Raw genomic sequence first — 13,036 nt, forward strand, 5'->3', positions numbered from 1 at the left:
TGCACGCAAGCGTAAAGCGCGTTAGATTATTCGCAGCCGTGAGGGCGACGGCTATTGGCTGTTTTCGATCATCGCATCAGACAAGTAGCGTATTCCATACCCAATACACCATGGCTTCCATACAGCGCCTGACCACTGTGGCGCGGGAGCGCCGTACTCCTCTATACCGTCAACAGCGGCAAAGTGATGATGAACCGGCGCCCAGCGTGATGCTGAATGCTGACTTATGCATCGTTGCGCGCAACGAGGCGTTTTGCCATTGGGTCGGTTTGCCCGTTGCTACCATATCACAGGGTATGAATCTTTGTGACCTGACGGAGGCTTGTCCAAGGTTGAGCCAGCTGGTGCAGCTGATGACATCCACAACCGGGCGCCAACAAGGCAGCCCACTGTTTCAGATTCAAACACTGCTGGATGGCATGTACTGGGTGCAAATACAGCATGGTGACAGACTGCGTACTCGACGAGTGTTGACACCATCACATAGCGTTGCATTGGCGCAGGCCAGCATAGGGGTATGGGAGTACGATCCGGACAACTATCAGTATAGTTGCGCCCCATCTTGGTGGGGTTGGTTGGGGTATCCACATGATTCCACTGCCTGTTATGAGTCGTTAGTACACCCTGATGATCTGGAATGTGTGAGGCGAACGCGCAGCGAATGTGTCAGCCATCGCTTACAACAGTTTGCCTGTGAACTGCGTGTCAAGGCAGCCTGCGGTACTTGGCGCTGGGTGTTGTCCCGTGGGCGACTGGTGGAACAGGATGGGCGCCACCGCTTGTTGGGGGTGGATGTCGATATCTCTGATTTGAAGGCAGCCAGCTCGCAACAACAATTACTTGCATGTGTGGTGAATGTGATCCCGCTTGGCGTAATGGTGTCTGATGTGGCTGGCCGTATTCAGATGGTTAACGCTGCGTTCTGCAAAATTACCGGCTATCACGCTGAGGAGGTGCTGGGGCAATCGGCTGAGCTATTGAATTCCGGCATCCATCATGCCGTGTTCTTCCAGCATATGTGGTCAGCAGTCAATCGACGTGGCACCTGGAGCGGTGAAGTGTGGAACCGTCGTAAGAATGGTGAGGTTTACCCGGAATGGATGACTTTGATTTGCCTGCGTGATCGCAATGAGCAAATTACGCATTATGCCGCGGTATTCGAGGATATTACTGAACGTAAGCGCCAGGAAGAACGGATAACACATCAGGCCTATCATGATCCGTTGACGGATCTGCCCAATCGTTTGCTATTCAATGACAGATTGGAGCACGCGATTGCGCAGGCGCGTCGCATGCGTGAACGGGTTGGGGTGATGTTCATTGATCTGGATGGCTTCAAACCGATCAATGATCAGAATGGGCACGATGCGGGTGATGCCCTGTTGAAGCAATTCAGTCAGCGTTTACAAGCCTGTGTACGGGCGGGAGATACCATTGCACGATTGGCTGGTGATGAGTTCACTTTGATCGTACCGCATGTTAACTGCGAAGAAGATCTGGTTCCCATTGCGCAGAAGGTATTGCAGGCAGCGAATCTCCCATTTTTGGTGAATGGGCATCGGCTAAGTGTAGGGGCGAGCATTGGAATCAGCCTATTTCCCGATCATGGCGACAATCCGCTGACATTGCTCAAACATGCAGATCAGGCGATGTATATGGCCAAGCATGCTGGCCGTCGTACTTGGAGGATCTATCCGGGTTGACCGGCGAAGTAGGTGGCGAAGCTTGCATGGCCCCAACGCATATACAGCAAGGCTATCCGCGATGACGGATGGCTGATTCTTCTTCTTTGACGTGCTTACGAACGAACCAGCCAATATAGCCTGCCATGCCGATGATGAATGCGATCACGATCGCACTCATGATTCCTACATCTGACGAGAATAGCTCTTTCCACAGTTCCATGATCGACTCCTTGCTGAAATAACCACTTCTTTTTAATGGTTATACGCTTGATGCCATGGATGTGGATTGACGTAAATCAACAGTCGCTTATTTCCATTCGTCCAGCTGCCACCAGATGGTGCGACTGACGGTGACACCGGATGGAAAGTGCTCCAGAAAATCTGCCCGGAAATCCGGTGCAAAGTCATCCAGATAGCGATTCAGCTCAATCTTGGCCCGTGCTTGATAGCGGGTACGGAAACGGCCTGCTTCTTCTTCCTCAAACGTGATGGAGGTAAAGCAACCTGTATCAAAAATATCCGGAATGTGGCGGTGGCGCATGAAATCGGCAACGGCTTCGCGCCATTCCTCGTCTACTTCCAGGGTAACTTCGTAAGTTAACATGCTGGGCCTTTGCGAACGTATAATTGATCAATTTTCTCCGTTTCCCGCCATGGCCGCAAACTTCATTCCCGTTTCTCTCCTCGTTTACTGCCGCCCCGGTTTTGAACCGGAAGCTGCAGCTGAATTGATTGAACTGACCAGCATGCAGGGGCTGACTGGCCAAGTAAAAGCGGTGGCCAACGAGGGTTTTGTGCAATGGCTACCCGCTGATCGTAATGCGTTTCAGCGCCATGCAAGCCGTTTGCGGTTCGACGAGCTGATGTTTGCCAGGCAATTGTTGTTGGCAGGCGATTGGATAGAAACTGGTGAGCAGGACCGGGTGACACCAGTGTTGAACGCATTGGCGGGCCATGCTGGCCCGTTTGCAGAACTGTGGCTGGAAAGCCCAGATACCAATGATGGTAAGGCATTGTCCAGCTTCTTCAAGCGCTTTCAGCCAAAACTGGAAGATGCCTTACGACAGCGTGGCAAACTACCTGAGACAGCGGGGGCAAATCGCCCTCGGCTGCATTTGTTCTGGGTGGACAAGCAACATTGCATTCCTAGCATTTCGCTGGCAGGCAATCGTAGCGAATGGCCGATGGGTATTCCCCGTTTGAAAATGCCTCATGATGCGCCCAGCCGGTCCACGCTGAAGTTGGCTGAGGCGCTGACTGTCTTGATGAGTGATACCGAGTTGCGCGAACGTATGCGGGCAGGTCAGCGTGCTGTCGACTTGGGTGCAGCCCCTGGTGGCTGGACGTGGCAACTGGTCAATCGTGGCTTGCGTGTGACAGCCATCGATAACGGCCCGTTGAAAGGCAGCCTAGTTGATGATCCATTGGTTCAACATTTACGTGTCGATGGTTTTAAGTTTCGCCCCAAGAAACCAGTGGATTGGTTGGTCTGTGACATGGTCGAAAAACCCTCCCGCATTGCTCAGTTGATTGCGGGATGGCTGGCTGATGGCGATGCTAGGCAGGCTATTTTCAACTTGAAGCTACCGATGAAAAAACGCTTTGACGAAATTCACAAATGCATCGGGCTGATTGACAATATCATGCAGCGTGCAGGTATGCCTTATCTTTTGCGTATCAGGCAGTTGTACCATGATCGCGAAGAGGTGACTTGCCTGCTTGCAAGGCGCTGACACATAGCGTGCACCACCAATTTCATTCACGACAGGATGCTTGTTTCCCGGTGGTCACGATTTCGAGCAACTGACCATGTCCCCATCTTTAAGGATCAACAGACTCTCGAAGTTGCCATCCAGATTCGTCGAAAGGGTATAGCTACCTCCCGATTGGTTCGGAAAGGTGTAGCTAATACCCGGGTTATTACCGTCATCACTGACGGAAATGTTTTCGTTGAGACGTTTGTCATTGGCGGTGTACTTCTCCTGCCCTATCACCAACGTGGAATTGCTGGCTTCAATCTCCAATTTGCCTTTGCTTTCCCCCTTTATTGTGATGCATGCAGTCGAGACTTTGGCAAAGTTGACATGGGGCATGACCTCTGCCCAGACATTGGTGGTGAATGCTGCAGGGGTTGGGCCTGCGCAGCCAATACCAACGGAGCCGGATGGCTGTGTATCATTGGTCAGCGTTGCCCCTGACAGGGTGCCATCCAGGGTGGCTACCCCCAGCAAGTATGTTCTGCCACCGTTGACTGGATCTTTCAGATCAAATTTGGATGCCAACTGTGTTCGCTGTCGATCAATCAGTACACCGAACTCGCTGGATAGGGCCGTGACATAGTTCACACTGCCACGGCTAGATTTGATCGAGCCGTCTGCACCCAATGAAATGCTTTCACCCTTGGCGAGACCTTCAAGTTCGTTGCCTTTGTAATAGCTACAGTTTTCTGCATAAGTGCCAGCCAGCATTTTACTGATGACGAGCTTGATTGCCGGTCTGATGTCTCTACTGTTGTTCTGGGATGGTAAAGCCGAGTTGGCATTGGTTTTCACAACAGGCTGATGGTCTGAGGCAGAGGGTGCTGTCTGCTGGTCACAGGCAGACAGCAGCAAGCATGAGGTCAGGCTGGCGACAACATGCAGCGCGTGGTGTGTTCTGGACATTTGGGCAACGACTTTCGTGGTTTTATACAATCTGGCTATGGAGATTTCCGGCAGGCAACGGCTGCTGGCGCTGGTGGCCGATGCGGAAAATGTCCAAACAATGTGATGGATATGATAATGGCATTTTCCGTTGCCGGGAAGATGTGGATTGCAATGGCGTCTTGTTTCTCTTAGCCTTGAAGTCATACGTTGTGATCAAGTAGAGGGGGAACATCAGCATGTTGAGGGAATTCAAAGAGTTTGCGATGCGCGGCAATGTCATCGATCTGGCTGTCGGTGTGGTGATTGGCGGTGCATTCGGCAAGATTGTCGACTCGCTGGTCAAAGATGTGATCATGCCGCCGATCGGATTGATTCTTGGTAAGGTGGATTTCACCAATTTGTTCATCACCCTGAAGGAAGGTACCAAGGTTGCGGGGCCCTATGAAACGCTAGACGCCGCTCAGAAGGCTGGTGCAGTTACCTTGAACCTGGGTGTTTTTGCCAATGTGCTGGTCAGTTTCGTGATTGTGGCATTTGCGATTTTCATCCTGATCAAAGGAATCAACAAGATCAAGCGAGAGCAGGCGGCGGCTGTGGCCGAGCCACCTGCAACCCCTGAAGAAATCCTGTTGTTGCGCGAGATTCGGGATTCACTGAAGAAGCAACAGTGAGTAAGATCCCATCCAATTCGGTACCAACGCCAAGTACAACGCAACTGGAAAGGGAGTTGCGGCAGCAGATTCCACTGGTGGATGCCATGCAATTGCAAGTCGTATCTGTTGCAGATGAGCGTGTGGTTCTGCAAGCACCGCTGTTACCCAATATCAATCCGCACGGGACAGTATTTGCTGGTAGCGCGGCATCGGTGGCGATTTTGGCTGCCTGGAGTCTGTTGCACACGCATCTGCAGCGCCTGGGTGTGGACTGTCAGCTGGTGCTGCAACGCAATCACATGGAGTATGAACTGCCAATCAATGACACGTTCAAGGCTGAAGCTCAGTATCTGGAAACTGCAGATTGGCCACGTTTTATCTCCATGTTGCAACGTAGAGGTCGTGCACGAATCGCCATGAAATCAACTTTGACCTGTGGTGCTCAGATCGTGGCGCATTTTGAAGGGGAGTTCGTGGCACTGGCGAGGAGCTAACCTCTCCATCCGGTACGGTTTGAGAGGGGCGTATCACGTAACGGTCTATGCCAGGCTACCTGCCAATACACTGGTGATCAACTGCAATACCAATGCCCAGCGTTGTCGGGCGAACCATGTCAATGCACCCGCGTGGCGACAAGCTTCTTCTCTGGGGGGCAGCGTACGTCCCGTCAGTTTGCCAAGCACTTGGTCGTGTGCTTCCCAATTGCTTTGAGAGCTGGCCATGATACGGAACAGTTCCGCATCCAGGCTGACACGGATGCCGCAATAGCACTGCACCAGGCCCGCAATTAGGGCGGTGACCAACGATACCTGCCTTGCTAACGGCAGCATATGACCAGTCAACCACACCAACCAACCCGCCAATGATAGGCATAGCGATAACGCCATCAACCACCGCCCCTGACTGAGCAAGGTGGCGAGTATCTGGCGTTCCAACTGCGGCGAAGCCTGGGTCATGGTTTGGCCTTACTGACTGCAGACGCAACAGATGACAAATGGGCCGGCTGCCAAACTACACCTTGACGGATATTGGCGATGTGGCGGAAGGCCGTATCAGCATCCGGAAATTGCCCATGTTCGACCAGCCAAGCAGCAGCCACAGTGGCACTACGCGACAAGCCCAATGCACAATGGACAAACACTTTGCCGGTAACGGAATACCGATCAATGAATTGCAGTGCGGCGTGCAGTGTGGCTGTGTCTGGCGCGGTCAGATCCATCACCGGTAGGTTCAGGTAGGGCAGATCTGCTGGGTGAAAGCTGGCTGAAAATTCACCTGTCAGGTCCAGTACGGCCGTGGTGCCGGGGGGCAGCATTTGCTTGTCGGCCGGCCAAGCGCCGATGGCCAACTGTGGTGTAATGTCATGCCAAGGCTGTAGCTTGCGCAGATAGTGCCGATGCGACAGGCGAACCCCGGCCAGGTAAGGGGCCAACAGTAAACGTGATACCCAATGATGTTTGCCATGGATTTTGTGAAAGACAGATGGACCCAGTTGGTAATAGCCTACGGCAACCAAAAGCAAAGCCATACCCGGCCATAACGCCAACCAGGCCCAACCTCCTGCAGCATACGCAAGTGTTGCACAGATCAGTGATCCAGCTAGATAGCGGTGCCCTAATCGGTTGGCTCGTTGCCTGTCTGCACTGGGTTGGGTCTTCCAACCATGGTCTGGAATGACATATAGGCACATCAACCCCACGATAAAACCGGTGACCACATCAATGAAATGATGCTGGTAAACAGTCAATACCGATACCCCGATCAGTGCGAACCAGATGTGCATCACCCAGCGCCATGCGCCTTGCAGATACCGATGGTAGATGACCCACAGCAACATCAGCAGGCTGATATGAAGGGAGGGCGCTTGATTGAACGGTTTGTCGAAACCATGCAATGCCTTGAACAATGTACCGTTGAAGCCATCGCCGGTGGCAGGGACATCAAAGCTGAATTGCAGCGGAAACAGCAAGAAGCCAATCGCAGAAATCACGATGGCCAGCATCAGGCGCAGTGCATGGCGGTGCAATTCTGGCTTGTGGGTACACAGAAACAGCGACAGCCCAAAGAAAAAGTCGATGGACATATACGGCAGGATCAGCGACGGGGTGAACGGGATGTGTTTTTCCCAGCCGTATACCAGAATGCCCACGTCGCTGCGGCTGGCCGTGTATTGATTGCAAAAGCCGTACACGATGAAGAAGAACGGCGCCAGAAACAGTAGCCAAGCAGTGGCTTGGGGCCAAGGGCGTCCGCGCAGCCAGTTGAACATCGCGATCAAGCCCCCTTGCGCCGTGCAACGGATACCGAGAAGATGCCCCATTCGTCAATCAGCTGATCCTGTTTCTCAAAACCAGCGGCTTCCACCAGTTGATCCATTTCCAGTTGAGTTCGACGGCGCATGATCCAGGGTTGATTGTCACGATGACTGGTCAGGGCTCGAGCAATCATTTCCAGTTGTGGATGCCAGGGTTGGTTGGTATAGACCAGATAGCCACCTGCGGGGATGGCCTGCGCCAACCCAGCCAGAGAGCGTTGGATCATGTCGTTATCCGGGAACAGCTCATACAAGCCGGATACCACTGCCACAGTGGGTTTGGGTGACAAGTTGGCCAAACTTGCTTGATCGAACGCATCGCCCTGTATGAAATGCACCTTGTCACTTAAACCACGTTCTGTAATCAATTTCTGACCCGCATCGACATTGATGGGGCTGTAATCACGTAGCACCGCGGTAAAGGGCTGCTTGAAAGCCGCCAGTGCATCCAGAATGTAGCGGCCATGACCAGCTGCAATATCGACCAGATGGACTGCTTGCCCACTGGCAGCAACCTTGGCCATGGTTTGTGCCAGCAATTGCTCCAAATGCTGTTTGCGGAGCCGGATACCACGCCAGCCAATACTGTTGATGTAAAACCAATCCACCAGCTTACCAAATGGGGTGAAGCCACTGGGTTGATTGCGGTAGACGTAATCGAGCGTGCTGCCTGAATCGAAGCCGGTTTGCACGCCCAGCCGGATACCATCACTGAACCAGGCACCGATCTTCAAACCCAATCGCGTCAGGGCAAAGTTCCAGCGTTTGGGGGAGAACATGGACAATGGTTGGGTCAGCGCTTGATACTCTTGGTAGGTATAGCCTTCCCGATGGGCATTCAGCAGTGAGGGGGAGGATTGAGGCTGGCTGAATGCGCGGAGGATGAATTCACGTGCTTTGCCAATCGGCAAGTGGTTATCTTTTTCATTGAGCGTATCGTGGAAAAAGCCAGGGAACAGATGCTTCTCCTTGATCTTTGAGGCCAAGCCATCAAACAGCGCCCATTGTGGCTGTTGGTGGACGACCCAATCGTTGCCGGATGTCAGCATCAAGGTCGGCGGGTGGACGGCGGCGGCGTCACGAATCAATCGATTGGCGGTGTCGAACAGGCTGACCAGGATATTGACTGCAATGGCCCGGGTGATCAGTTTGTCCTGCTGGTAACTTTCAATTTTCACCGGATCGTGTGTCAGTAATTTGGGTTTGACATAGCTCTGTACGAACGCCTTTTTCTTGAACAGCATCAAGAAGCGTAATGCGGGAATGGCAAGCGGAACGTATAACTTCACTTTCAGTGCGGGCGTGGCTAAGACCAGGCAGCGTACGGGCGGGGCAAAATCATGCACCCAAGTGGTGGCCAGCACCGCGCCCACGCTTTGCGCCATGATGGCGATCTGCTTGGTTGGGACGCCGTGTTGTTGGTTAATGTGCTGCACAAAGCTGTCGATGTCTTTCACCAGCACGCCGAAGTGCTCGGCGTATCCTCGATCGCCGGGCGACAAACCATGACCACGAGCATCCCAGGCAAATAGGTCGAAATCGGGTAGGTCCAGCTTGTCCACCACATCCTGCATCCGGCCGGAATGTTCGTGTCCCCGATGGAACAGCGCCACGGCTTTCTGTTCTGGCCCAGGCTGTGTGGCTGGCCAGTGACGGTAAAACAGCGCTACACCATCGAAACTGGTAAAACGATGCTCAATTGGAGTCCGCATCAGGTTTGATCTCCGTTGGAAATGAATTCGGGCGGGCAAACGCGTTCGCGCAGATGGTTGAATGATTGCCGTAATGTGTTCATGAATTGTTCTTTATCGCCGCTCCAGAACAGTGGTTTGCCAATCGCCAAGCGGCAGAAATGGGGTACCAGCATGAAGCTGCCCTTGGGCATGGATTTCCCCAGGCCATGGGTATAGGCCGGCACGATGGGAACGGCAGGATAGCGTTTGGCGATGAAGGACACCCCGCTTTTCAATTCAGCCAGTTGTTCCGGCTCGCCACGTGTCCCTTCGGGGAAAATCAACAGGATCTCACCGCGATCCAGTGCGTCATAACAGGGTTGCAGCGGATCAATTCCTTGCTGGGCGCCACCTCGCACAATGGGGATGATGCCAATCACATTCAACGAAAACCACGCCATCGGCCCACTTTTCAAAAAGTAATCTGCCGCGGCAACAGGCCTGACTTTGTGGATCATGCTTAATGGAAACAAGGTCAACAAGGTCAAGGTATCCAAGTGACTGTTGTGATTGGCAACCAGCACAGCCGGGCCGCGGCGTGGGATGCGTTCCCGGTGGCGAATGCTGACGCCGAGCACAATCAGTACCACTGGATACGCTACCAGCACCATGAAGGCGATACGCAGCAATCGTTTCATTTAGTAATGGAAATACCGAATGAAGTGGAAGAACAGGGGCGCGGTAAAGGTCAACGAATCCAGCCGATCCAGAATGCCACCGTGGCCAGGTAACAGGTTGCCGCTATCCTTGACACCAATATCGCGTTTGACTGCGGACATCACCACATCACCCACAAAGCCGGTCATGCCGATCAGAATGCCGCAGCCAATCGATTCACCCACTGTCAGTGGGGTGAAGAATGGTGCCAGTGCCCAGCACACCAATGTGGTGGTGAATACGCCACCCAATAAGCCTTCCAGTGTTTTGTTCGGGCTGACCTTGGGGACAACCTTGGTCCGGCCGAAGTTTTTGCCCCACACATACTGGGCAACATCGTTCAGCTGGGTCAGGAAGATCAGGAAGAACACCAGGGAGTCACCCGATGCTACTTCGCTCTTGTCCGGCAATGCCAGCAGGAAAGCCATGTGGCTGAGACTGAATACTGTGGTCATCAAACCCCAGTGCAGTGTACCCGCGGCGTTCAGAAAACCCTTGGTCTCACCGATCCACATCATGCACATGGGTAGGAGCAGGAAGACATACACCGGAATCCAGATGATGAACATGCCATACCAGCCAATGCTTACCCAGTAATACTGGATTGGAATGGCCAAGTAGGCAAAGAACAACACCGGGTAATCTGTACGCCGCCATGGGGCTAGGGTCAGGTATTCCTTGAAGGCCAAAAAGCTGATGAAGCAGAATACAAAGGCGGAGGTTGCGCGGTTGAAGGCAATGGCGGCGGTAAACACGGCAATGATCAGCCACCAGGTTTTCAGTCGCAGTTTCAGTTCGGTGTAATTGCGATCAGGGTTGCGTTTTACCAGTACCCAGGTAATCAACTGTGCAATCAGCAAGATTGCGATGGCGATGCCAGCACCAATCATCGCAGCTTCAGAGGTCTGCAAGGGTAGAAGCTTATTGGCGCCAGCAACCAGTTGGTCTTTCGACGTCGGAATAGACATCATGCTTGGACCTCCTTCAAGGCGGCACGGCAACGATTGATGGTGGTCAACAAACACAATAGGGTCAGGGCCAGCAGTGCCATCGACCAACCGATGCCATGCGGTACCCCACACAGCACCAGTACGCTACCCAGCCCCATTAGAAAGGCCCGGTCACTTTTACCGGAGGGGCCGTCATAGCGGCGGCTGGCGCCAATCACCTGACCCATTACGCCAGCAAATTCTGTGAAAATGGCCATGGCGATATAACCCATCACCAGTAGCGGATGCAAGCCTAGGGCCAGCAAGAAGGGCAGATACAGGGCGGTGTCCGAGATCACATCCCCCAGCTCGTTCAAAATCGCCCCCAGCTTGCTCTGCATGTTGTATTGCCGGGCCAGTGCACCATCAATTGCATTCAGTGCCATACGGATCAGCAATAGCGGTGGCAATACCCAGAACGGCAGCAAGCTGCTGGGTAATAGTGCAAATAGTGCACCACCCACTATCGACAACAGCATGGCGAGAACCGTGACCTGGTTGGCCGTAATGCCATGACGGGCCAACCAGCCGGTGGGCACCGACAGCAGCCGGACGAATTGGGGTTTCAAATCGTAAAGAGTAAGAGCCATGTTAGGTCGTTTGTGTCGAGTATTGAGTCGTCGCTGAAGTCAAATTCCAGTTCAATTTCTATGGGAATCATCTACGTTACAGTCCCACTTGTTTTTGTCTGGATTGCGAAAATGGTAATTAGAATTAATCATCAAAAGAATAGCGCGGCCCATGCATGCAATGATCCAGATCAGCACCAGGAAAAAACAAATTTCGCATGATTAGCTGAAGGTAGATATGTTGAGAACGACAATCCGTCGAGGTGATGTGAACGAATCGGGTTGCCAGCTCAGATAAAACATATGTCATCATGGATGCAATGCGTAGACAGAATGACTATAGCATGGCCCCGGCGCAGGCGTGCTGCAATGCGGGTGTCAGCGGGTGCTGTAAAGTGATACCGGGCAGTGGCGAGACATTACACTACGGATATGCATGGCAGGTAATCTGGTAGTGAAGGGAAATCATTTTACTGATGTTTGGCACGGGCTTTGCTGTCAAAGGCCAAGCGGGCTGTTTGGATGCGGGTGTACAGCACTCCCCAGTTGCGGGTTCATCCTGTGCCTATGCCAGAGCCAGTTTGGACCGGTGGTCTCATGCCGTCCCGTGATGTAGTGGTCTAATTTGCGCAGCTTGAGACGGTTTCCATAGGCTCGACCAGCATCTCTAAAACTGAGCTAGGCGGGGTGCGCTCACCAAGTTTGGCGTTGCCAACGACTGTTTCGATTCTTGGCACGACCAATCGAACTACCAGAGCATCAAATGCCACCACCCCAGCAAACAGGATCGCAAAAAGCCAGCATGTGAGTTGCTGCAGTATGCGCATGTTGATGCCTAACGTATGAACTCACCAGACTGGCACGGCTTGCCACGACAGGTCCGGTGGAATGATGGGTTGGGTTGGGTTGGGTTGGGTGTTTGGGGCTCAGCATATTGTTGCTTTCATATCATGTCCGATGCAGCCCTGACGCCAGTCGCAGTGCGAGGCGTTTAACCATGCGGAAAACTGGTTCAAAAAATCGTCGAAACGCTCCTGTATCTGACATCTCTGACTCGACAAGCAATGGGCTTTGGGGAACGAACCAGGCGAGAACGAAAGTAAAGATGCCATATGCAAAGAGGCCCCCAATAGCTATGCCTATTCCGGCAACAATGAGTAGCAAGAACCACCCCAGAAAACTGTCCTTGATGGACTGCGGCAACCACGAATGAACAATGCTGGCGAGAACAATGCCTCCTACCAGAAAAGGCACGGTGACTATCTTTATTGCTATTTGACCAAATCTGCTAATGACAGACATTCGTGTTAGGTGCCCAATGGTAGCGTTAACGGGTGTCAATCTACGTAGCAGATTGACACTGCATCCCGCGCAGCGGGCGTGTTGAACGACGGGTTGGATAGTTATCCAGCACAATTGGTAATTGGCCAGCTTGTCCTCTGCTAGCTTCACGGCCTCTTCAAGTGTGAACCCTGCTGCGAATGTCTGCCAAAACTCAGAGTCTGCTGTTAATTGCAACAATACGTAATAGCACCCAGTCTCTCTGTCATCAGCGACCTTTGGCGGGTCTTCGTAGTCACCAGAACCGTAAAAGACATCATGCCTGACAATGCGGACCTCGCAGGCTACAGCGCCTGCATATTGCCAAGTACCCCGCTTTACTATTGGGGTGTTGCTTAGAGCCTGTTCAAAGTCTTTTGAGCAATAGAGCCAAGAAGGCGAGATGGATGAACTGCAAGCTGGTATTCAACTGCCGCTCACAGTTCTTCCACAGCCGCCGATGTTTTTCCA

13 protein-coding genes and 1 pseudogene are annotated in these 13,036 nt (G+C 52.8%); 4 read left to right on the forward strand and 10 right to left on the reverse strand.

The genetic code is table 11. From position 1 onward, the window contains the following. The first annotated feature begins 110 nt into the window (after nt 1–110). Nucleotides 111–1,703, forward strand: a complete 1,593-nt coding sequence (locus FFS57_RS14025; protein WP_137938430.1) for a sensor domain-containing diguanylate cyclase — start codon at nt 111–113, stop codon at nt 1,701–1,703. A gap of 52 nt (nt 1,704–1,755) precedes the next feature. Here the strand turns inward: FFS57_RS14025 and FFS57_RS14030 are convergent, their stop codons facing one another. After that, complete coding sequence (locus tag FFS57_RS14030) at nt 1,756–1,905, reverse strand: DUF3149 domain-containing protein (protein ID WP_137938431.1); 150 nt, start codon at nt 1,903–1,905, stop codon at nt 1,756–1,758. 87 nt (nt 1,906–1,992) lie between these two features. Continuing rightward, a complete protein-coding gene (locus FFS57_RS14035) occupies nt 1,993–2,289 on the reverse strand; it encodes a DUF4286 family protein (protein WP_137938432.1) in 297 nt (98 codons plus the stop codon). A gap of 49 nt (nt 2,290–2,338) precedes the next feature. On the opposite strand from FFS57_RS14035, the gene rlmM reads away from it, so the two are divergent. After that, a complete protein-coding gene (rlmM, locus tag FFS57_RS14040) occupies nt 2,339–3,418 on the forward strand; it encodes a 23S rRNA (cytidine(2498)-2'-O)-methyltransferase RlmM (RefSeq protein ID WP_137938433.1) in 1,080 nt (359 codons plus the stop codon). Nucleotides 3,419–3,472: 54 nt separating this feature from the next. Here the strand turns inward: rlmM and FFS57_RS14045 are convergent, their stop codons facing one another. After that, the gene (locus tag FFS57_RS14045) at nt 3,473–4,348 is read right to left on the reverse strand and encodes a hypothetical protein (RefSeq protein WP_137938434.1); all 876 of its coding nucleotides are present in this window, start codon (nt 4,346–4,348) and stop codon (nt 3,473–3,475) included. Nucleotides 4,349–4,566: 218 nt separating this feature from the next. On the opposite strand from FFS57_RS14045, the gene mscL reads away from it, so the two are divergent. After that, the gene (gene mscL, locus FFS57_RS14050) at nt 4,567–5,001 is read left to right on the forward strand and encodes a large conductance mechanosensitive channel protein MscL (protein WP_137938435.1); all 435 of its coding nucleotides are present in this window, start codon (nt 4,567–4,569) and stop codon (nt 4,999–5,001) included. After that, complete coding sequence (locus tag FFS57_RS14055) at nt 4,998–5,477, forward strand: YiiD C-terminal domain-containing protein (RefSeq protein WP_249384001.1); 480 nt, start codon at nt 4,998–5,000, stop codon at nt 5,475–5,477. The genes mscL and FFS57_RS14055 overlap by 4 nt, the downstream gene beginning before the upstream one ends. 45 nt (nt 5,478–5,522) lie before the next feature. On the opposite strand, the gene FFS57_RS14060 is transcribed toward FFS57_RS14055, so the two are convergent. The 7 genes and pseudogenes from FFS57_RS14060 to FFS57_RS14090 form a co-directional block, all read right to left on the reverse strand. Further along, entirely contained in the window at nt 5,523–5,939 is a 417-nt protein-coding gene (locus FFS57_RS14060; protein WP_137938436.1) for a hypothetical protein, read from the reverse strand. Then, a complete protein-coding gene (locus tag FFS57_RS14065) occupies nt 5,936–7,303 on the reverse strand; it encodes a phosphatase PAP2/dual specificity phosphatase family protein (protein WP_137938437.1) in 1,368 nt (455 codons plus the stop codon). Before FFS57_RS14065 ends, FFS57_RS14060 begins: the two co-directional genes overlap by 4 nt. Further along, nucleotides 7,258–9,009, reverse strand: a complete 1,752-nt coding sequence (locus FFS57_RS14070) for a bifunctional alpha/beta hydrolase/class I SAM-dependent methyltransferase (RefSeq protein WP_137938438.1) — start codon at nt 9,007–9,009, stop codon at nt 7,258–7,260. The genes FFS57_RS14065 and FFS57_RS14070 overlap by 46 nt, the downstream gene beginning before the upstream one ends. Then, nucleotides 9,009–9,668, reverse strand: a complete 660-nt coding sequence (locus FFS57_RS14075; protein WP_137938439.1) for a lysophospholipid acyltransferase family protein — start codon at nt 9,666–9,668, stop codon at nt 9,009–9,011. The genes FFS57_RS14070 and FFS57_RS14075 overlap by 1 nt, the downstream gene beginning before the upstream one ends. Next, entirely contained in the window at nt 9,669–10,577 is a 909-nt protein-coding gene (locus FFS57_RS14080; RefSeq protein WP_137938449.1) for a phosphatidate cytidylyltransferase, read from the reverse strand. A 77-nt stretch (nt 10,578–10,654) separates the two neighbouring features. After that, nucleotides 10,655–11,266 carry a CDP-alcohol phosphatidyltransferase family protein gene (locus tag FFS57_RS14085; RefSeq protein ID WP_137938440.1) on the reverse strand — a complete coding sequence of 204 codons (612 nt, stop codon included), beginning with the start codon at nt 11,264–11,266 and terminating at the stop codon, nt 10,655–10,657. 1,666 nt (nt 11,267–12,932) lie between these two features. Then, a pseudogene (locus FFS57_RS14090) lies at nt 12,933–13,036 on the reverse strand (IS5/IS1182 family transposase); the annotation flags it as partial.

The organism is Chitinivorax sp. B (assembly GCF_005503445.1).
GTDB lineage: Bacteria > Pseudomonadota > Gammaproteobacteria > Burkholderiales > SCOH01 > Chitinivorax.

Bases quoted from the DNA above. Each gene is read 5' to 3' on its own strand.
- FFS57_RS14080 (WP_137938449.1), bottom strand. From the start codon at position 10,577: ATGATTGGTGCTGGCATCGCCATCGCAATCTTGCTGATTGCACAGTTG.
- rlmM (WP_137938433.1), top strand. From the start codon at position 2,339: ATGGCCGCAAACTTCATTCCCGTTTCTCTCCTCGTTTACTGCCGCCCC.
- mscL (WP_137938435.1), top strand. From the start codon at position 4,567: ATGTTGAGGGAATTCAAAGAGTTTGCGATGCGCGGCAATGTCATCGAT.
- FFS57_RS14075 (WP_137938439.1), bottom strand. From the start codon at position 9,668: ATGAAACGATTGCTGCGTATCGCCTTCATGGTGCTGGTAGCGTATCCA.
- FFS57_RS14030 (WP_137938431.1), bottom strand. From the start codon at position 1,905: ATGGAACTGTGGAAAGAGCTATTCTCGTCAGATGTAGGAATCATGAGT.
- FFS57_RS14045 (WP_137938434.1), bottom strand. From the start codon at position 4,348: ATGTCCAGAACACACCACGCGCTGCATGTTGTCGCCAGCCTGACCTCA.
- FFS57_RS14035 (WP_137938432.1), bottom strand. From the start codon at position 2,289: ATGTTAACTTACGAAGTTACCCTGGAAGTAGACGAGGAATGGCGCGAA.
- FFS57_RS14065 (WP_137938437.1), bottom strand. From the start codon at position 7,303: ATGGGGCATCTTCTCGGTATCCGTTGCACGGCGCAAGGGGGCTTGATC.
- FFS57_RS14060 (WP_137938436.1), bottom strand. From the start codon at position 5,939: ATGACCCAGGCTTCGCCGCAGTTGGAACGCCAGATACTCGCCACCTTG.
- FFS57_RS14025 (WP_137938430.1), top strand. From the start codon at position 111: ATGGCTTCCATACAGCGCCTGACCACTGTGGCGCGGGAGCGCCGTACT.
- FFS57_RS14085 (WP_137938440.1), bottom strand. From the start codon at position 11,266: ATGGCTCTTACTCTTTACGATTTGAAACCCCAATTCGTCCGGCTGCTG.
- FFS57_RS14070 (WP_137938438.1), bottom strand. From the start codon at position 9,009: ATGCGGACTCCAATTGAGCATCGTTTTACCAGTTTCGATGGTGTAGCG.